Below are 18170 nucleotides of genomic sequence, written 5' to 3'. Positions count from 1 at the left end.
TCAGTTCAATCCTCGACGAGGAGGGTTCATGGGCGATACCCGGCGATGGCGCGCGTTGTCCATCGTGGTCACCGGTGTGCTCGTCGCGACGCTGGTCGCCGGCGGGCAGGCATCCGCTCAGGCGGGCGACCACGGGCCGGCACCCTGGCCGGGCGGACGGCGGGAGCCGGGCCCGGCCCGCTACGGAATGACAGTCGTCTCGAACGTCCCGGTGCGGATGGACGACGGTGTGATTCTCGCCGCGACGGTCGCCTACCCGGCTGACCCCTCGACCGGGCGACGTGCGCCCGGCAGGTTCCCCGTGATCTTGCAGCAAACTCCGTACACGGACGAGGTCGATCCGTACTTCGTCCACTTCGGATACATCTTCGCGACCGTTCGGTCGCGGGGCACCGGTACGTCCGGAGGACAGTTCGGTTACGTGTCGGAGCGCGATCACCGGGACGGTATGCGGACCGTCGCGTGGGCCGCTCACGAGCTGGCCGGCTCCAACGGCGTCGTCGGCGGGTACGGCTGCTCCTACGCCGGCGAGACCCAGCTCTACACCGCCGCGGACATCGGCCGCGACTCACCCCTGAAGACGATCATCCCCACGTGTACCGCACAGGACTACCTTCGCGAAACCTTCCTGGTGGATGGGATTCTGACGGGCGACTTTCCGTTCCTGAGCCGCGCGGCCGCCTCCGTTGGCGACACACCGCCGGCGAAGTCCTTCTTCGCCGGCCTGGTCGACGAGATCCAGACCGGCGGGGACGCCGCCTACAACCGCGAGTTCTGGCGCACCCGCCAGCCCGCCCGGTTCGCGAAGTCCATTGTGGACAACGGCATCCCGGCTCTGCTGTGGACCGGGTGGGACGATGTCGTCGTCCGGGGTGCGACGGAGTTCTACGCGGCTCTGCAGAACGCCTACCGCAACCGCCCCGTCCAAGCTCCGATGGCTCCCGGCCAACCGGCGCTGATCGCCACCCTCTCCGACGTCGCACCCGACGGGACGGCGGCGCCCATCACGTTCGGCGGGGTCCTCGGCAGTCAACGCGCTCTCAGTCCACTCGAGACCTGGCGTGACCGCGACGGGACGGTGATCCGCCCCTACACCGCGCAAACCCGCGACGACTACCTCCACCCCGGTGCGGTGACCCGCTTCGACGTCGCGTTCCATCCGCGCTTGTGGGCGGTGCTCGCCAGGCATTCGCTCCGTCTCACGCTCACGACCCAATCCGCCGCGACCGCTTGCGCGGGCTTCAATATCCTCCCGTGCGGCCTCACCGAGCCGGCGCTGGCCAGCGTGCCCGGTGGCACGTACCAGGTCCAGCGCAGCTCGACGTGGCCGTCGTCGGTGCACCTGCCGCTCCTGGAGTCCGGCTGCTTCGGCACGGCGAGGAGCTCGGTCACGCCGACGAGCGGCGGCTTCTCCGAACCCGTGAACTGGTCTACCCCAAAGGACTCCGCATGTCGTTCGTACTGATCCACGGCGCCACCATGGGCGCCGGCTGCTGGGACCGCCTTACCCCGCTGCTCGACGGCGAAGTGCTCGCCGTGGACCTGCCCGGCCGCGGCACGCGCGGCGATGTCGACGTGCGCACCGTGACGCAGGACGACTGCGGCAGGGCCGTGGCCGCCGACATCGTCGAGCGCGACCTGACCGACATCGTCCTGGTCGGCCACTCGTTCGGCGGGGTCACCGTGCCTCGGGTCATGGCGCTGGTGCCGGAGCGCATCCGGCGGGTGGTGCTGCTGTCGGCGGTGGTGCCGGAGGACGGCACGCGGGTGCTCGACCAGATCGACCCGGACGTGCGAGCCTCGGTGGAGGCGGGCATCGCGGACGGCACCTACACCGTCGACGCCGAAGCGGCACGGGCGATGCTCTGCAACGACGCCGACGAGGAACAGTCGCAGTTCATCCTCGGCAGCGTGGTCGACGACGCCGCCGCACTGCTGTCCGAGACCGTCGACCTGAGTGGCTACCGGCTCCCCGTGCCGCGGACGTATGTGCTGCTGACGGAGGACCGCTGCTACCCGCCCGAGCTGCAGGCCGAGTCGGTGCGCCGGACCGGCGCGGACGTGACCCCGCTCCGGTCCGGCCACATGGCGATGGTGACGATCCCGGACCAGGTCGCCGCGGTCCTCAATTCGTGATGTGTAGCCCGTCCACGACCCTATCCTCATTTGCCAAACTGAAATCAGTTCGAGCGCGGGTCGAAGTTGCCGGTGATCACGGCGTAGCGGTCCCGTGCGACTAGTTCGGCAGGATCGGCTGGAACCGTTCGTTGACGAAGCCGTAGCAAGGGTTCTGGACGAGACGGCGGTAGTTGCTGGTGGTGATGCCGTCCACCGACAGGCACAGGCCGCTGTTGACGTTCTGGAACTGCGCGTCTCCGTAGTAGTAGTCCCAGATCATCCGCCACTGCTGGTTCGTGCCGACGAGGCAGTCGTACTGGATGATCGGGTTCCCCTGATCCATTCCGTACCCGGCGTCGTCCAGGCACTTGGCGGTGGCGACGTTCTGCAGCCAGAAGACGTCGGGGTCATCGGTGGCCTGCCCCATCCGCCATCTCTGGTTGTTCTTGTACTCGCAGGTGAACTGGTCCACCGGGGCGGCGTCGTCGTAGCGTCCCTTGTCGACCTGCACGCACTTGAGGCCGGTCGGAGGGCTGCTGCTGAGGGGCTGCCAAGCCAGCACGTCACCGCTCACCGGCGGCATGACGGTCCGGTCGGCGTAGGCGGGGGCGGCGCCCGTCAGCGCCACGACGGCGACCACGAGCGGGACCAGGATCGCGCGGGGCGAAGGCAGCATGGGTCTCCTTGGAAGTACGAATGCGGGCCGGGACCCGCCGCAACGCGTGGAACACTAGGGATCGCCACGTCGGGACTCCAGGAGGAACCGGCGGAAAAGCCGGCGGAACTCAGCGGCCGCCGAGGTGGACGCGGATGCGGGCCTGGTCCGGAAGGCCGATCGGGAACGTCAGTGCCTCGCGCAGCAGGGCGTCGCTGCGCGGGTCGTCGGTGGCGGCGGCGGTCTCGCCGAGCGCGAGCAGCGCGAGCCCGGTTGCCTGGGCGTGCTCGGCTTTGCGAGCCAGGTCCAGCGCTCGCTGGCCGGTTGCCGTCGCGTCGGCCCAGCGGGTCTGGCCTGCGTGGGCCTGGGCGAGCAGCGCCAGCGCGAAAGCCTCGGAGCCGGGTTCGCCGAGGGCGGCGAACGTTGCCGCGGCTTCGGTCAGCAGGATTGCGGCATCGGAGTGCTCGCCGGTGTCGTTCTGCACGGCGCCGAGGTTGAGCTGTGCCACCGCGACGCCGCGCTGGTCGCCGAGCTCGTGCTTACGGCGCAACGCGGCAGCGTGATGTTCGATCGCTTCCGCGTAGTCGCCGCGGTCGTGCGCGAGCGCGCCCAGGTTGTTCAGCGCGATCGTCTCGCGGCGCGCGTCGCCGGTGGTCCGGGCCTGGTTCAGGACGTCGGTGTACGCGGCCGCGGCGTCGGCGTACCGGCCGGCGAACTTGTGGGCGTTGCCGATCAGGGTCAAGGTCGCCGCCCGGCCGTCCGGATCGGCGCCGAAGGCCTCGGCGGCGGACGCCGCCAGCGCCAGCGCCGCCTCCGGGTCGCCGTTCTGGTTGGCGGTGACCGCGGCGCCGTGCCAGGCCCACGCCCGGGCCTGCTCGGTGGGCGCGGCGGCGGCCGCCCCGGCGAGCATCCGGCGTCCCTCGGCGAACCGGCCCCGGGCGACGTAGTGGCCGGTCAGCGCGCGCACGGTCGCCACGTGCAGCACGGCGGGCGCGGCGTCGACGGCGTGCTGGACGGCGGCACGGACGTTGTCCTGCTCGTCACCCAGTCGCGGATCGCCGTCGCGGACCATACGGAGGAAGTGTTCCGCGTGCTTGTCCCGATCGCCCGCGCTGGTGAGCTGGTCCTCGACGACCTCCCGGATGGTGTCCAGCATGCCGACGCGGGGATGGTCCGTGACGGTGATCAGGCTGTGCGCGGCCAGCGTCGCCAGCGAATGCGGCGGGGCACCGAACACGGTCTCGACATCGACCGGGTCGGCGCCACCGGCGAACGCACCCAGCAAGCCGAACAGCCGGCGGTCGGTATCGGTGAGCCCGCGCGTGCTCCACTCGACCGTGCGGCGCAGGCTCAGGTGCCGGTCGGCCAGGTCCACCGTGTCGCCGTGCAGGTCACGGACCTGGGCGAGCACCTGCGACGGCGTCTGGGTGCGCAGCCGCGCCGCGGCCAGCTCCAGAGCCAGCGGCAAACCGTCCAGCCGGCGGCACAGCGCGGCGATCGCGGCGGCGTTGTCCCCGGTGAGGGCGAATCCCGGCCGGACCGCGACGGCGCGCTCGACGAGGAGCTCGACCGCCGTGTTGCCGGCCAAGGCCGCCGGATCGTCACTGTCCGGAGTGGACAGAGGGGTCAGCGGCCACAGGTGCTCGCCCCGCAGCCGCAGCGGCGCCCGGCTGGTCACCAGCACGGTCAGCCGCGGGCACCCGGCGAGCAGCGCGGCGACGGTGGTGGCCGCCGCGGCGACGTGTTCGAAGCTGTCGAGCACCAGCAACCATCGCCCGTCGCCGATCACCGTGGCCGGATCGGTCGTGTGCAAGGATTCCGCCAGCGCCTGCGGGACGTCGTCGGACTCCCGCAGGGCACTCAGGTCGAGGCCGTGCACGGTCTCGAACCGGCTCGCGGCCTGCCAGCCGGCCTCCAGAGCCAGGCGCGTCTTGCCGACCCCGCCGGTGCCGGTGATCGTGACCAGCCGCACCGCGGGATCCTGAACCAGCCGAAGCACGGCGGCGAGGTCGTCGGACCGGCCGACGATCGAGGTGACCGGCGCCGGCAGTGCCGGACGCGCGGTCCGCCGTCGACGCGTGTCCGGCGGCGGCGCGGTGCGGGCGGTCCGCGCGAAGGCCTCTTTTTCGTCCGGCGTCAGGCCGAGCGCGCCGGCGAGTGCACGCAGCGTCTCACGTTGCGGGCGCCGCGTGGCGCCGCGCTCGATCTCCCCGATGGCGCGGACGCTGATCCCGCTCCGCTCCGCCAGCTGCTCCTGCGACAGGCCGCGGCTGCTCCGCAGTCCTGCCAACATCTCGGACAGCGTCTGCCCCGATTGCACCGCGCCATAGTAGTGACGCCGTGCGAGGGTGCACGAGCTCGGTGGGGTGACGTCGGCGCGGCGCCGTTGCTCTGGAGCGGGCAGGATGTGGGGCAGGGGAGTCGTGCCTGTCGGACGCGCGATCCCTTTCCCGGCCCGAGGATTGGACGCAATGGGACGCTCGTCGGTGTTCACTTTCCAGTACATCGCCATCGACACGGAGGCTGGTGTCACACCGGAGGAGTTCGAGACCTTCGTGCGTGGTGAAGGCGTTCACCTGCCCTTGTACCCGGGGTGGCGGTGGACTCTGCTGCGCGGGTTGCGCGGAGAGCGGACCGGGCAGTACCTGATGTTGTACGAGATCGACAGCGCCGAGCAGCGCGACCGCTACGTCACGGCCCGGGGTGAGCAGACCGAGCCGGCCCGGCAGTTCTGGGCGCGGCACCCGGAGGCGGAGGCGGTGCTGGCGCGATGGCGGCGGCTGGGCACGTTCGGTGAGCTGCCGACGTTGTTCACCGACTACCGGCTGCTGGCCGACAATCCGCGGAGCACGGTCACGCCCGGGCCTCGCTATCGCGACCGCCCTGGGGAGGAGCCCGTCGCCCGGGTCGTCGGGATCCACAACCTGGCGTTGCGTGCCGGGGTGACCGAGGAGATGTTCGACCGCTTCATCGCCGAGAACCACCACCGGATCGACGACTACCCGGACTGGCGGTTCCACGTGCTCAAGGGCGAGCGGGGCAACCGCCTCGACCAGTACGTGATGATGATGGAGATCGCGAGCCTGGACGCGCTGGACGTCTTCTACCCCGAGCCCGACATCGCCACCGGCGAGGCCGCGGAGTTCGCGGCTGCCCACCGTGACACGAAGCAGATGTACGAGGAGTGGAAGCGGCTGGCTTCGTTCTCGGGGTCGCCGCAGATCTACACGGACTACCTCGCCGTCGCGGAGAACCCGGCGTAGTCCCGCACGACCGGGACGGGTCCGGGTTTCGTTGAGGATCTCGCGGCGGGCGTCCCGGCAGGTGACGACGGTGCCGCCCGCCGGTGCCCGAGGCAGTGCCGGTAGGTCAGGGCCCCGCGTTCGGCGAGCAGCTCGGCGGCGGGGCTCGCGCTCGTGTGGATGGCGCGGACCATGTCGGCTTCCCACTCGGTCAGCCCGGCGGTCGGGCTGTCCGGGTCGTACCGGGTCGGCTGGGAGAGGCGCGCGACGTAGCGGAGGAAGTCCTCGAACCGGTCCTCGATGCCGAGCGCGCGCATGGGCTCGTTGTCCGGTACCCAGTACCAGAACGCGGCCTTGCGGGCCGTGCCGCCGAGCTCGGGCGCCTTCTCCAGCAGGACCACGTCGTTGCCGAGCCACCGGCTGAACAGCGCGGCGGGCAGCCCGGCCCCGCCGCCGCCGACCACGACCACATCGGTTTCGACGTCCGCGGAGGTGAGCGGCGCCGGCCGGGCAGTCTCCCGGCGAGGTACGGAATCCGTCGTCATGCCCCCAACCTTGACGGGCCGGCGACGTGCGCGGTTGTCTCACAATGAGACAGGCGGTCCGGTGACCACAATGGAGTGACCACGGATGGGCTACGAGATCGACACGCGTGACGGCGTCGCCCGGCTGCGCCGCGCCAGGGAACTCTTCCTCACCGACCGGCGACTGCCGGAAGACCTGCCCGCGTGGCTGTCCGCGGCGTGGCGCCGGTCGTGTTTCGCCGAACTGGACGTCACCCGCGACCACGTGCCGGCCGTGCCCGTCTCGCTGGAGACCCCGCTGGTCCGCGCCGCGACCCCGGTGCTGGCCAAGCTCGCCGGCGACCTAACCGGGCTCGGCGCCGCGGTGGTGCTCAGCGATCGGCAGGCCCGCGTCGTCGGCTGCTGGGCCGACGAGGAAGCAGTCGGCGCCCACCTCACCCGGATCGGCACCCGGCTGGGGACGGACCTGTCGGAGCGCTCCACCGGGACGAACGGGATCAGCCACGTCCTGGACACGGGCGGCCCGTGCGTGATCGGCGGCCCCGAGCACCTTTTCGAGCTGTACCAGCACACCGTGTGCGCGGGCGCTCCCGTGACCGACCCGGTCACGCGCGGAGTCGTCGGCGCGGTCGCGGTGGTGTGCGAGCTCGACGCGCCGCTGCGGGTGCTGCACGCGATCACGACCACGGCGACCGGCGCGATCGAGCGCGAGCTGGTGCACGCCGCGTCGGCGCACGAGCGCCGCCTGCTCGAGGCCTACCTGCGCGCCGGGCCTGGCCGGCACCCGATCGCCGTGCTGGACGGCCGGACCAGGCTGGTCAGCGATGCCGCCGCCGGCTTGCTGCGGCCGCGCGACCTCGAGACGTTGGAGTCGTACGCGATCGAGGCGGCCCGGGACGGCGCATTGCCGACGACCGAACTGATCTTGGACGACGGGGTGAAGGTTCGCCTCCACCCCGCGTTGCCGGGTGACGGCGGGGGCCTGCTGGTCGTCGTCGAACCACCCCGGCCGCGTCCGGCGCGCCGGCACACCAGGCTTTCGCTCTTCGCCGACGCGGGGTTGTCCGGAAGTTCGCCGGCCTGGCGCTCGTTGGAGCGGTCCGTTGCGCGGGCCGGCACCCGGCCGATGGTGCTGCTCGGCGAACCGGGCGTGGGCAAGACCGAAGTGGCCCGTGCCGTGCTCGGCAACCCCGTCGTCCTCGACGCGGCGGACGACGACGGCTGGCGCGAGGCGCTCGCACAACCTGCCGGTGCCGTGCTGCTGCGTCACGTCGAACGCCTGCGCCCCAGCCTCGCCGGTCGGCTCGCTTCCCTCCTCACCGAGGAACATCGGGGGCGGGTGATCGCGACGTTGACCACCGGTACCCGCCCGGGAGGCGCGGAAGTACTGCGCACCGGATGGTCGCCGGTCGAGATCCGGGTGCCCGCCCTGCGCGAGCGGACGGCCGACATCCCCGAGCTCGCACGGCGGTTCGGCGGTGGCGCGCACCTCACGCAGGACGCGCGAGCGACGTTGCAGCGACACGACTGGCCGGGCAACGTCACCGAGTTGAAGGCCGTGATCGCGTCGGCGCGAGCGGAGGCCGCCGGCCCGACCGTCAGCGCACGCCACCTCCCGGGACGGCTGCGTTCGGCACGGGTGGATCCGCGGTTGACCGAGCTGGAAAGGGTCGAGCGGCTGGCCATCTCGGACGCGCTGCTCGCGGCGGACGGCAATCGCGTCCAGGCGGCGGCGCTGCTCGGTATCGGCCGCGCGACGCTCTACCGCAAGCTACGGCGTTACCGGCTCGAGTGATCGTTCACCGGCGGCGCACCTCGAACTCAGGCGGAAGCCGTCCGGTGTTCTGCTCTCCGGGTCCCACGTCGGTCCGGTCCGAGGTTGACACGGGGATGGGTGTCCGTTAACTTTTCTGCAACCGATCTCAGCAACCGATCTCAATGAGGGTTCATGACCACTGCTCCTGGTGCGCGGACATGAACAAAGCCAAGACGATCATCCTCGGCGCGTCGCACTGGCACGTGCCCCTGTGCGCGGACCGGATCGCCGAGCGGCACGATGTCGTGGGGGTCAGCGACCCCGACCCGTCGCGCACGGAGCACCTCGCGCGTCTGTGGGACGCGCCTCTCTACCAGTCTTGGGAGGAAGTGCTTGCGGCCCACGGGGACGCGGAGCTGGCGTACGTCTTCGTCCCGCACGACGAGATGCGCGAGGTCTGCCTCGCTCTCGTCGCCCGGCGCATCCCGCTCGTCGTGGAGAAGCCGGCCGGGGTGTCGTTGGAAGAGCTGGTCGACGTCCGCGCGGCCGCGGACGCCGCCGGGGTACCGATCGCCGTGCCTCTCGTGCAGCGGGGCGGCCCGACCGACCGCTGGCTGGCCAGATCCGGCCGCTCGGTGTACGAGAGCGTCCAGTTCATCGCGGGCCCGCCCGACCGCTACCTCGCCGGCGGCAGTCCGTGGATGCTCGACGCCGAGCGCGCCGGCGGCGGGTGCCTGGTCAACCTCGCTCCGCACTTCGTGGATCTCTTCCTCCGCTCGGCCGGTACGGCGGAAGTGGCGGTGACGGCGGCCCTGTCGTCGACGCTGCACCGCCGCGGCGTCGAGGACTACGCGTCGATGACGCTGACCACGGCCGACGGACGGATCGCCACCATCGAGGTGGGATACGCGTTCCCCGGGTCGCCGCTGAAGCGGCACTGCTCCTTCATGCGGATCGGCGCCGCGGGGACCGCGACCGTCCGGTCCGACGGGAACGCGTCGTTCACCTCCGTCGACGGCGTCACGGAGACCGCGGTCTTGGTCGTGGACAGCGACCCGTTGTACGGAGTGTTCGTCGACCGGGTGGCCGAGCAGCTGAGACATGATTTCGTGGACCTCCCGCGCATCAGCGATCTCGAGACCACGATGGCTGTCATCTGGGACGCGTACGCGCACGGCCGACAGGAGAGAACCGGTGTCCACACCCAGCATCGATGAGGTAGCGGCGGCAGCCGGGGTCCACAGGTCGACGGTCTCGCGGGCGTTTTCCCGCCCCGAGGCCGTCAAGCGGGAGACCCTGGAGCACGTCCGCCAGGTGGCGGCCTCCATGGGCTACCGGATGAGCCCGCTCGCCCAGGCGCTCCGAACCAAGGTCAGCACCCTCGTGCCGCTGATCGTCCCCGACATCACCAACCCGTACTTCGCCGAGCTCGCGAAGGCCATGACGGCCGCCGCGGGGGAGCGTGGCTACCAGCTGGTGCTGTGCGTGACGGAGAACGAGGCGGACGCCACGGCCCGGTACCTCGACGCCATGCACGCGATGTACGCGCCGTTCGCGGTGATCGCGCCCTACACCCGGGTCTTTCCCGCCGAGTTCGAGTCCTCGGGCTTCGGAAAACGCCTGGTCGTCATCGACCGGGTCGAGTCCGGCGACCAGACGTCCACGGTGACCGTCGACAGCGCGACCGGGATCGCGCTCGCGTTGGACCACTTGTCCGAGCTCGGGCACACCTCCATCGCCTACGTCTCGGGGATCGCGGGGACGCACACCGCCGCGGACCGGCGCCAGGCTTACCGGACACTGGCGGAGAAGCACGGGATGACGCCGATCGAGCTCGACAGCAGCGGCGTCGGCGTCGGTGCCGGCGAACGTGCCGCGGAAGAGCTTGCGAGCCTCCGCGTGCGGCCGACAGCCGTCATCGCGGGCAACGACCTGGTCGCCTTCGGGCTCATCAGCTCGCTCGGCTCGCGGGGGATGTCGGTCCCCGGCGACGTCTCGGTGGTGGGCTTCGACGGCCTGGCGTTCGGCGCCCGCAGCAACCCGCCCCTGACCTCTGTGCAGCAACCCATCGCCGAGATGGGCCGCATCGCGATCCGGCTCGCCGAGCAGGTGGCGAACGGCGGCCCGGTCGAGCACGTGGTGCTCCAGCCGCAGCTGCTCGTCCGCTCCTCGACCAGGTCGGTCCGGTGACCGGCCGGCTGCTGCCCGGGCTCCGTCACGTGGACCATGCCGCGTACACGGTCCCCGACCTGGACGAGGCGGTGCGCTTCTTCGTCGAGGTCCTCGGGGCGGAGGAGCTCTACCGCTCCCGGCGCGGCCCCGACCCGTCGTTCATGCCGGCGCACTTCGACGTCCCGTCGGACGCGGTCCTCGAGCTCGCCATGCTGCGGCTCCCGCCGAACCTGAACGTCGAGCTGTTCGAGTGGCAGTCCGCGGACCAGCGGACCCAGCATCCTCGCCACAGCGACCGGGGCGGTCATCACCTGTGCTTCGTCGTCGACGACGTCGACGCGGCGATCGCCCACCTCGGCACGATCCCGGACGTCCGGGTCCTCGGCGGCCGCAAGGAAGTCGGTCCCGACAGCCCGCTCGTGGCCGGCAACCGGTGGACGTACTTCGTCACCCCCTGGGGCCTGCTGATGGAGCTCGTGGACCGGTCTCGAGTGCAGCGCCCCCCGAACCTCGTCGGCCCGGCGGACTGGAACCGCCCGCCCATAAGGAGCACGCCCCACTCATGATCATCGCCGGACACACGCTGGGAACGCCGGGCCGTGACCTCGCCGAAGCGCTGCGCCTCTTCGACACGGCCGGTCTCGACGCCGCCGAAGTCATCTACCAGGACGACTACCCGGCGGCGATCAGCCCGTCGGACCCGCGGTCGGCGCGGCAGGCCGCCGCGATCGCCGACGCCGAAGGTGTCCCGATCGTCGCGCTCACCCCGTACACGACTTCCCTCAACAGCGTCGACGCGGCGAGCCGGCAGCGGGGGATCGACGAATTCCGCGCGTGCCTCGAGGCCGCGCACACCGTCGGTGCGACCCGCGTCCGGGTGTACGCCGGCGCCTGGCACCCGGGGGACACCGATCACGCCCGGCACTGGGAGCGGCTGCGGAGCGCGCTGACGGTCCTCGCTCCCGAGGCCGCGGCCGCGGGCGTCGTGCTCTGCGTCGAGAACCACTTCGGCACCATGACGCAGACCGCCGCCGACACCGCCCGTCTCGTCGCCGAGGTCGGCCTCCCTTCCGTCCGCGTCCTGTACGACCAGGCCAACCTGACCTTCACCCATGACGAGACCTGGCGGGAGGCCTTTGCCGTCCAGGGGGAGCTCGTCGGCCACGTGCACGTGAAGGACCTGGTCTTCAAGGACCCGGAGGCGCCCTTCCGGGCCTCGGACACCGCCCGGGTCAAGGCCGAGGAACGTGCCGTCCGGTCCCGGGTCGTCGGTACGGGCGTCGTGCCGTGGCCGGACATCCTCGCGGAGCTCGTGCGCCGCGGTTACGACGACGTGCTTTCACTCGAGTACGAGTACCGGTGGCATCCGCAGGACCTGCCCGACCCCGCGATCGGCTTCAAGGACTCCGCGCTTGCGCTCCGCGAGATGCTCGCCACGGTGGTGCCCGCGTGACGAGGGGAGACGTGCTGCGCATCGGTGTGGCGGGCGCCGGCAACATCGCGAGCATCGCCCAGCTCCCGACCCTCGTCGCGCGCGACGACGTGGAGCTGCGGGGCCTGGTCACCCGCAAGGAAGACCCGCAGCCCCTGATGCGGCGCTGGGGCTTCCGCCGTGCCTACCCGACGGTCGAGGCGGTGCTCGAGGCGGAGGAGCTGGACGCGTTGTTCGTCCTCACGCCCCGGTCGGAGCACGTCCACGCGACGCGTCTCGCGCTGGAGGCCGGCGTCGACGTCTTCTGCGAGAAGCCGCTGGCGACGAGCGCGTCGGACGCGCAGTCCCTCGCCGAGCTGGCCGCCGCCCGGGAACGGGTGCTGATGGTCGGGTTCAACCGCCGCTTCGCTCCGGTGTACGAGGCCGGTCGCGCGGCTTTCGGGGCGAGCGGCGCGAGCTTCTGCGTCGCCCAGAAGAACCGGGCGGGCTCCGAGTACCGCGCCACCTTCGAGAACGCGATCCACATGGTCGACCTGCTGCGCTGGTACTGCGGGGGCGAGCCCGTCGACGTCAGCGCGCACGCGGCCGGTGAGGACCGCTGGCAGGAGGACGGCGTGGCCGCGCTCGTCCGGTTCGACAACGGTCACTCCGGCGTGCTCGTGGGGGCCCGCGACGCCGGCGGCTGGAGCGAGAAACTCGACGCCCACGGAGCCGGGACGAGCGCGAACGTCACCGCGCCCGACCGGATCTCGATCACCCGGCCCGACGGGACGACCGTGCGCGAGATGTCGCCCGAGGCCTTCGGCTGGGCGACGGCGACGCAGACGTTCGGCTTCGCCGGAGCGGTTCACCACTTCCTGGACCGGGTCCGGGACCGCGGTGAGCCCTTGACGTCCGGGGCCGACGCGGTGAAGACCCAGCTCCTCCTCGATCGCATCCTCGCCGCCGCCGGGCTCCCCACCGACGAGCAACCGGGACGGGCCTGGAGCAGCCACGCCAAGAAGTGAGGGATTTCGACGTGATCATCAACACGTTTTCGTATCTATGGTCGTCGACGGCGATCGAAGCAATTGCGGAATTGGTCGACAATGGGTACAGGACTTTCGAAGTGCCGATCAGCTCTCCGCACTGTTGGCCGGATGAACTGTCCGGCTCGGAGCGCTCGGCCATAAAAGCAAGGCTCAGTGATTACGGTGCGAGTATCCGATCGCTCAATGCCGGTGGATATGACATCAATCTGGCGAGCCCCGGTGCGAACATGCGTCGTAAGAGTATCGAACACGTCAAGTCGGTGATCGACTTGGCTGTGGCTTGGGATGTCCCCGAGGTGGTGATATCTCCCGGTACCAGGCGCCCTATGATTTCACCTTCGCTCGAAAAAGCGTACGGATGGATGTACGAGAGCCTGGGTGATCTGATTCCGCTGGCCAAGCAGGCCGGCACGCGGCTCCTTCTGGAAAACACTCCCTACTGCTTCACTCCTACCGTTCGGGACCTGGCGGGTATCGTCAGTACGGTCGACGATGATGCACTCAAGATCGTGTACGACGTCGCCAATGCCGCTTACATCGAAGAGGATCCCGTGGCGGGTTTGCTCTCGCATCAGGAATCCATTGCACTCGTGCATATTTCTGATACGGGTTTGGAGACTTGGGGTCATGATCCGATCGGCACTGGGGTGGTGGATTTCGAAGGGCTGGGGGCCGCTGTCGAAGCGACATGCGGGGTAAGCAATGTCGTGCTCGAGGTGATTCGTGAAGAAAACACTGTGTATGAGTTCGGTCAGGCAATGCGCGACCTCGGAAATAAGGGCTGGAAGTTGGGAATCTAGCTCTCAAGAGCTGGAGCTCGGTCGGCCGGGAATATGGCTGAGAATAGACTTCGAGAAGCCGCCGTCGACACAGATGTCCTGCCCTGTGACATAACCCGACAACGGGCCCACCAGGAACTCGATCACGTTCGCGATGTCCGCGGGATCCCCAATCCGCGCCAGCGGAATGATGTCTTCCCTTGCTTTCTTGATCTGAGGGTCGGCGTACATCTTCTCGGTCATCGATGTATGAGTCATGCCGGGGGATACCACGTTCACGCGAATACCGTCGGGAGCCCACTCCAAGGCGAGCGTCTGGGCCAGCATCGTCAAAGCGGCTTTGCTGGGGCTGTAAGCACCTGATCCGGCATGTGGTAGCTGCCCGGACATCGAGGAGGTGAAACAAGCCGAACCGCGACTGCGCTTCAGGTGCGGGTAGCTCGCTTTGGCGAGGAGCCACGCGCCGCGGAGGTTGACGGAGAACATGTCGTCCCAGGCCTCGACGGACAAGTCGCAGATCGCGCCGGGGCTCGCGATTCCGGCGTTCGCCACCAGCCCGTCCAGGCCGCCGAATTCGGCCACCGCGGCTTCCACGAGTTGACCTGGCACGTCGGGATCACCGAGGTCACCCGCCAATGCGATGGCGGTACCGCCCAGTGACCGGATCGAACGGACGATCTGCTCTTGACCGGTGGTCACTTTGTGTCCGCACACGGCGATCTGCGGCCGCTCGCCCCGGGCGAGAGCCGCCTCCGCGAGCCTCACGCAGGTGGACGCGCCGATGCCGCTGCTTCCACCACTGACCAAAGCCCTCATCGTGCACACTCCAATAGCCGGGAATCACTAGGACGGGAGCTGCGCGGCCGCGCGCAGATCGTCGGGTGTCGCGCCTTCGAAGCCGAAGAACTCCAGGTAGGCGGGAATCAGCTCGAACAACATGTCGCTGCCGACCTGGATCGTGCAGCCCTTGTCCCCGGCTGCCCGCAGGAACGGGGTCATGTCGGTCTTGAGCACCACATCTCCGACGTACGAACCGGGGGCGATGCGGTCGACGTCGACGGGCAGCGGATCGCCGTCGTTCATTCCGATGGGCGTGGCGTTCACGATCAGGTCGTAGCCCTCGGGATCCCTCGACCCCAGCACGACCCGCACGTCCGAGTAGTGCCGGCCGATGCGCTGGGAGAGCGCTTCGGAGGCGGCTGCGTCGGGATCGAACAAGCCGATCCCGGCCAGGCCGAGGCCGGCCAGCGACGCGGCGATCGACGAACCGACCCCGCCGTTGCCGACGACCAGCGCGCGTTTCCCGGCCGGGTCGAACCCCTTGCGCAGCATGCCGCGGACGAAGCCGGCGCCGTCGAACTGGTCGGCGAGGAGCGACCCGTCCTCGCGCTTCAGGACGGCGTTCGTCGCGCCGGCGATCGCGGCGGTCGGGCTGATCTCGTCCACCAGCTCCATGGTGGTGACCTTGTGCGGCATGGTGACCAGCGCACCGCGGATGTTGGTGAGGTCGAAGATCGACCGGAAGAAGTTCGGGTAGTCCCCGGCCTTGATCCCCATCGGGACGACGACGGCGTCGATCCCGTTCTTCTCGAACCAGGGATTGCAGATCAGCGACGACTTGAACGTGTGCGTGGGGTGGCCCATGTGCGCGACGAGCGTGGTCGTTCCGCTGATCATCGGGTGCCTCCATCCGTGCCGGTCCCTGGCTCCTGCGCGTCGTTGGAGAGCTCGGACATCCGTACGCCGCTCCACGCGCACCGCAGCCCGCCGTGCACGGCCCAGTACTCGTCCCAATGGGCGAGCTTGACCTGGTCGCGTTCGAGGCCACGCTTGCGCAGCCGGTCCTGCAGCGTCCTCGGGGAGACGCGGACCCGTACCACCTCCACGTCGATCGGCGGCCAGTCGAAGCGCTCCGCGGCCGCGGTGATGAAGGTGGGGTCGGACAGGTAGGGGCTGAAGGGCGCGTCGACCACCACGGGGCGGCCGAGGCGGAGGTTGGCCCCGGCGACGTCGAGCAGCGAGTCGTACTCGAGGGGCAGGATGGTGTCGCGGTAGAACGGGTTGGCCTCGCGGTCGCCGGGGTCGTACCCGGCCGACACCAGGGCGGCTTCGACGAACCGCGCGCTCATCGCGTCCTTGTCGAGGTACGCGGCGCCGTGCTGCCGCGCGAGGCGCCGGGCGATCGTCGACTTGCCGGAGCCCGCCGTGCCGATGACGATGCGCAGGGTCGGCGCGTTCATCCGCGCGCGTCCCGCACCGCCGTCAGGAAGTCGCGGGCGGCGGTGGTCACCCGGGTGAAGTCGCCGTCGGGCTGCCACGCCTTGGTGACGGCGCTGCCCACGCCGACCCCCGCCACGCCCGCGGCGAACCACTCCTCGACGTTCTCGGCGGTCACCCCACCGGCGGGCATGATCGGCAGGTGCGCCAGCGGCGCGAGCACGGCCTTGGCGTAGGGGATACCCGCGTTCTCGGTGGGGAACAGCTTGACGATGTCCGCGCCCGCCTCGGCGGTCTCGAGGATCTCGGTCGGGGTGAAGGCCCCGCTGATCGTCGGCACCTGGTAGCGGTTCGCGACGCGGATCATCCCGGAGTTGAGCTGCGGGCTGACCAAGAACGCGGCACCGGCTCGGATGCACTCGTACGCGGCGTGGCCGTCGAGGACGGTTCCCGCTCCCACGGCGACCCCGTCCGGTGCGTACCGCGTGGCCAACCGCCGGATGAGCTCGACGGCCCCCGGGATGGAGAGCGTGATCTCCAGGGCGCGGAACCCGCCCTCGATCGCGGCGTGCGCGACGCGCTCCGCGCTGTCCGCGTCGGGCAGCCGAACGATGAGCACGGCGCCCGACTCGTCGATCGAGCGCAGTGTCGCAAGCTTGGTGAACACCTGTGTCCCCTCTGGCCGGGAGCGTGATTGACAAATACTCGCACGCTCCTTACGGTCTCTGCAACCGATCTCAGCAACCGATCTCATTGTGGAGCGCTCAATGACGACGAACTCCTCAGACTCCTCCGGGACGTCAAGCCCTCCCGAGCTCTCCGAGGTTCTGGAACGCCCTCGCCGCCCCGTCAACCTGGTGGCGGGCACGATCGGCCACTTCGTCGAGTGGTACGACTGGTACATCTACGGGTTGCTGGCCGCGGTGTTCGCCCCGCAGATCTTTCCCAGCCACTCACCGTTCGCTTCGCTCATCGCGGCGCTGCTCACGTACGCGATCGGGTTCGTCGTCCGCCCCTTCAGCGGGATCATCGTTTCGCCGCTGGCCGATCGCTACGGCCGGCGGGTGATCCTCACCCTGTCCGTGTCCGGGATGGCGCTCGGCGCCCTGATCATCGCGCTCACCCCCGGGTACGACCAGATCGGCTACGCGGCGCCCATCCTCTTCGTGGTGGCCCGGATCCTGCAGGGCATCTCGGCCGGCAGCGAGCAGCAGAGCGCCATCTCGTTCATGGTCGAGCACGCGCCGCCGAACAGGAGGGGCCTGTTCGGGTCCTTCTCGAACATGGCGAGTGGCTTGGCGACCCTCGCCGCGACCGGGGCCGCGGCGATCATCACCTCGGCCTTCTCCCCGGCCGAGCTCGCGGCCTGGGGCTGGCGCATCCCCTTCCTCGTGGGCGGCCTCCTGGGTGTGGTCGGCCTCGTCCTGCGGGCCCGCGCCGACGAGACCTCCGAGTTCGAGGCCAGTTCCCTCGTCGACAAGAAGTCGGCACCCGCACGGCTGATGGCGCTGCTCCGTGAGCATCCGAAGGCCCTGCTGCAGACGGCGGCGCTGTCCGCGCCGGCCGTGGCCTACTACACCTGGGCGACCTTCCTGCCCACCTACGCCCAGCTCACCAGCGGACGGGACAAGACCTCCACCCTGGTCGGCAGCGTCATCGGGCTCACGCTGCTGGTCATCGTCGTGCCGATCTGCGGCGCGCTGTCGGACCGCCTCGGCCGGCGCAAGATCTTCCCCGTCGTGGGTGCGGTCGGCATGATCGTGCTCTTCTACCCCCTGCTGCTCCTCCTCGACCGGCCGGGCTTCTGGGTCTACGTCGTGGTGGCCGCGTCGGGATGGATCGTCCTGGGCATCTGGCAGGCGGTGTACCCGACGATCCAGGCGGAGCTGTTCCCGGCGTCGGTCCGGGTGGCCGGCATCGGCTTCTCCCACCAGCTGGTGATCGCCCTCTTCGGCGGCACGGCCCCCCTGATCGCCGCCGCGTTCGTCGGCGCCGGGCACCCCAGGTTCGTCGCGCTCTACATGATCGTGATCATCGTCGTCTGCCTCGCCGTCTACTTCACGCTTCCGGAGACGGGCAGCAAGACACTGCGGGCGACCGTCGCGCTGAAGGACCCGGAGGTCGTGGAAGGTGGGCTGGAGGAGGCCACGGTGCGCACCCCGACGAGGGGTTCCGTGTCGTAGGCGGTTCTTCGTGAGCTGCACGCTCTGCGGAGGGACGTGGAGCTGCGGCGGACCCGCAGGA

The 18170-nt window shown here is 70.1% G+C and carries 18 protein-coding genes; 11 read left to right on the top strand and 7 right to left on the bottom strand.

The window, feature by feature from the left end; all coding sequences use genetic code 11:
* Window positions 1-28 precede the first annotated feature (28 nt).
* Window positions 29-1465 (top strand): CocE/NonD family hydrolase, encoded by a 1437-nt coding sequence (locus tag ACZ7OU_RS37960; protein WP_470258967.1) that lies wholly within the window; start codon window positions 29-31, stop codon window positions 1463-1465.
* Window positions 1450-2136: an alpha/beta fold hydrolase gene (locus ACZ7OU_RS37955; protein ID WP_470258966.1), complete on the top strand. Its 687-nt coding sequence runs from the start codon at window positions 1450-1452 to the stop codon at window positions 2134-2136. Before ACZ7OU_RS37960 ends, ACZ7OU_RS37955 begins: the two co-directional genes overlap by 16 nt.
* A 100-nt stretch (window positions 2137-2236) precedes the next feature.
* Here the strand turns inward: ACZ7OU_RS37955 and ACZ7OU_RS37950 are convergent, their stop codons facing one another.
* Window positions 2237-2794 carry an RICIN domain-containing protein gene (locus ACZ7OU_RS37950; RefSeq protein ID WP_470258965.1) on the bottom strand — a complete coding sequence of 186 codons (558 nt, stop codon included), beginning with the start codon at window positions 2792-2794 and terminating at the stop codon, window positions 2237-2239.
* 109 nt (window positions 2795-2903) lie between these two features.
* Window positions 2904-5066 carry an ATP-binding protein gene (locus tag ACZ7OU_RS37945; protein ID WP_470258964.1) on the bottom strand — a complete coding sequence of 721 codons (2163 nt, stop codon included), beginning with the start codon at window positions 5064-5066 and terminating at the stop codon, window positions 2904-2906.
* A 178-nt stretch (window positions 5067-5244) separates the two neighbouring features.
* On the opposite strand from ACZ7OU_RS37945, the gene ACZ7OU_RS37940 reads away from it, so the two are divergent.
* Window positions 5245-6036 (top strand): hypothetical protein, encoded by a 792-nt coding sequence (locus ACZ7OU_RS37940; RefSeq protein ID WP_470258963.1) that lies wholly within the window; start codon window positions 5245-5247, stop codon window positions 6034-6036.
* Here ACZ7OU_RS37940 and ACZ7OU_RS37935 read toward each other — a convergent pair.
* A complete protein-coding gene (locus ACZ7OU_RS37935; protein WP_470258962.1) occupies window positions 6006-6560 on the bottom strand; it encodes an FAD-dependent oxidoreductase in 555 nt (184 codons plus the stop codon). The two genes, ACZ7OU_RS37940 and ACZ7OU_RS37935, sit on opposite strands and share 31 nt — an antisense overlap.
* Window positions 6561-6645: 85 nt before the next feature.
* Here ACZ7OU_RS37935 and ACZ7OU_RS37930 point away from each other — a divergent pair, with 85 nt between their 5' ends.
* From ACZ7OU_RS37930 to ACZ7OU_RS37900, 7 genes are all read left to right on the top strand, one after another.
* Window positions 6646-8334: a sigma-54-dependent Fis family transcriptional regulator gene (locus ACZ7OU_RS37930; RefSeq protein WP_470258961.1), complete on the top strand. Its 1689-nt coding sequence runs from the start codon at window positions 6646-6648 to the stop codon at window positions 8332-8334.
* A gap of 179 nt (window positions 8335-8513) precedes the next feature.
* Entirely contained in the window at window positions 8514-9512 is a 999-nt protein-coding gene (locus ACZ7OU_RS37925; protein ID WP_470258960.1) for a Gfo/Idh/MocA family protein, read from the top strand.
* Window positions 9490-10485 (top strand): LacI family DNA-binding transcriptional regulator, encoded by a 996-nt coding sequence (locus ACZ7OU_RS37920; protein WP_470258959.1) that lies wholly within the window; start codon window positions 9490-9492, stop codon window positions 10483-10485. The genes ACZ7OU_RS37925 and ACZ7OU_RS37920 overlap by 23 nt, the downstream gene beginning before the upstream one ends.
* Window positions 10482-11033, top strand: a complete 552-nt coding sequence (locus ACZ7OU_RS37915; protein WP_470258958.1) for a VOC family protein — start codon at window positions 10482-10484, stop codon at window positions 11031-11033. The genes ACZ7OU_RS37920 and ACZ7OU_RS37915 overlap by 4 nt, the downstream gene beginning before the upstream one ends.
* Window positions 11030-11920, top strand: a complete 891-nt coding sequence (locus tag ACZ7OU_RS37910; protein WP_470258957.1) for a sugar phosphate isomerase/epimerase family protein — start codon at window positions 11030-11032, stop codon at window positions 11918-11920. Before ACZ7OU_RS37915 ends, ACZ7OU_RS37910 begins: the two co-directional genes overlap by 4 nt.
* A complete protein-coding gene (locus tag ACZ7OU_RS37905) occupies window positions 11917-12906 on the top strand; it encodes a Gfo/Idh/MocA family protein (protein WP_470258956.1) in 990 nt (329 codons plus the stop codon). The genes ACZ7OU_RS37910 and ACZ7OU_RS37905 overlap by 4 nt, the downstream gene beginning before the upstream one ends.
* An 11-nt stretch (window positions 12907-12917) precedes the next feature.
* On the top strand, window positions 12918-13730 hold the full coding sequence (locus ACZ7OU_RS37900; protein ID WP_470258955.1) for a sugar phosphate isomerase/epimerase family protein: 813 nt from the start codon (window positions 12918-12920) through the stop codon (window positions 13728-13730).
* Between the two features lie 3 nt (window positions 13731-13733).
* Here ACZ7OU_RS37900 and ACZ7OU_RS37895 read toward each other — a convergent pair whose 3' ends face one another.
* The 4 genes from ACZ7OU_RS37895 to ACZ7OU_RS37880 are packed head-to-tail and all read right to left on the bottom strand — an operon-like array spanning window position 13734 to window position 16593.
* On the bottom strand, window positions 13734-14525 hold the full coding sequence (locus ACZ7OU_RS37895) for an SDR family NAD(P)-dependent oxidoreductase (RefSeq protein ID WP_470258954.1): 792 nt from the start codon (window positions 14523-14525) through the stop codon (window positions 13734-13736).
* Window positions 14526-14552: 27 nt separating this feature from the next.
* Window positions 14553-15386, bottom strand: a complete 834-nt coding sequence (locus ACZ7OU_RS37890) for a shikimate dehydrogenase family protein (protein ID WP_470258953.1) — start codon at window positions 15384-15386, stop codon at window positions 14553-14555.
* Window positions 15383-15949, bottom strand: a complete 567-nt coding sequence (locus ACZ7OU_RS37885; RefSeq protein WP_470258952.1) for a P-loop nucleotide/nucleoside kinase family protein — start codon at window positions 15947-15949, stop codon at window positions 15383-15385. Before ACZ7OU_RS37885 ends, ACZ7OU_RS37890 begins: the two co-directional genes overlap by 4 nt.
* Complete coding sequence (locus ACZ7OU_RS37880; RefSeq protein ID WP_470243135.1) at window positions 15946-16593, bottom strand: bifunctional 4-hydroxy-2-oxoglutarate aldolase/2-dehydro-3-deoxy-phosphogluconate aldolase; 648 nt, start codon at window positions 16591-16593, stop codon at window positions 15946-15948. The genes ACZ7OU_RS37885 and ACZ7OU_RS37880 overlap by 4 nt, the downstream gene beginning before the upstream one ends.
* A gap of 190 nt (window positions 16594-16783) precedes the next feature.
* Between ACZ7OU_RS37880 and ACZ7OU_RS37875 the strand changes: the two genes are divergently transcribed.
* The gene (locus ACZ7OU_RS37875) at window positions 16784-18109 is read left to right on the top strand and encodes an MFS transporter (RefSeq protein WP_470258951.1); all 1326 of its coding nucleotides are present in this window, start codon (window positions 16784-16786) and stop codon (window positions 18107-18109) included.
* Window positions 18110-18170: the final 61 nt, after the last annotated feature.

It is taken from the genome of Amycolatopsis sp. NPDC114505 (assembly GCF_055633615.1).
Note: the sequence above shows the minus strand (reverse complement) of the source record. Positions and strands in the feature narration are given on the sequence as shown.

Coding starts and splice junctions, on each gene's coding strand:
- ACZ7OU_RS37950 (WP_470258965.1), bottom strand. CDS start 2,794: ATGCTGCCTTCGCCCCGCGCGATCCTGGTCCCGCTCGTGGTCGCCGTC.
- ACZ7OU_RS37910 (WP_470258957.1), top strand. CDS start 11,030: ATGATCATCGCCGGACACACGCTGGGAACGCCGGGCCGTGACCTCGCC.
- ACZ7OU_RS37895 (WP_470258954.1), bottom strand. CDS start 14,525: ATGAGGGCTTTGGTCAGTGGTGGAAGCAGCGGCATCGGCGCGTCCACC.
- ACZ7OU_RS37885 (WP_470258952.1), bottom strand. CDS start 15,949: ATGAACGCGCCGACCCTGCGCATCGTCATCGGCACGGCGGGCTCCGGC.
- ACZ7OU_RS37940 (WP_470258963.1), top strand. CDS start 5,245: ATGGGACGCTCGTCGGTGTTCACTTTCCAGTACATCGCCATCGACACG.
- ACZ7OU_RS37960 (WP_470258967.1), top strand. CDS start 29: ATGGGCGATACCCGGCGATGGCGCGCGTTGTCCATCGTGGTCACCGGT.
- ACZ7OU_RS37935 (WP_470258962.1), bottom strand. CDS start 6,560: ATGACGACGGATTCCGTACCTCGCCGGGAGACTGCCCGGCCGGCGCCG.
- ACZ7OU_RS37890 (WP_470258953.1), bottom strand. CDS start 15,386: ATGATCAGCGGAACGACCACGCTCGTCGCGCACATGGGCCACCCCACG.
- ACZ7OU_RS37945 (WP_470258964.1), bottom strand. CDS start 5,066: ATGTTGGCAGGACTGCGGAGCAGCCGCGGCCTGTCGCAGGAGCAGCTG.
- ACZ7OU_RS37930 (WP_470258961.1), top strand. CDS start 6,646: ATGGGCTACGAGATCGACACGCGTGACGGCGTCGCCCGGCTGCGCCGC.
- ACZ7OU_RS37925 (WP_470258960.1), top strand. CDS start 8,514: ATGAACAAAGCCAAGACGATCATCCTCGGCGCGTCGCACTGGCACGTG.
- ACZ7OU_RS37955 (WP_470258966.1), top strand. CDS start 1,450: ATGTCGTTCGTACTGATCCACGGCGCCACCATGGGCGCCGGCTGCTGG.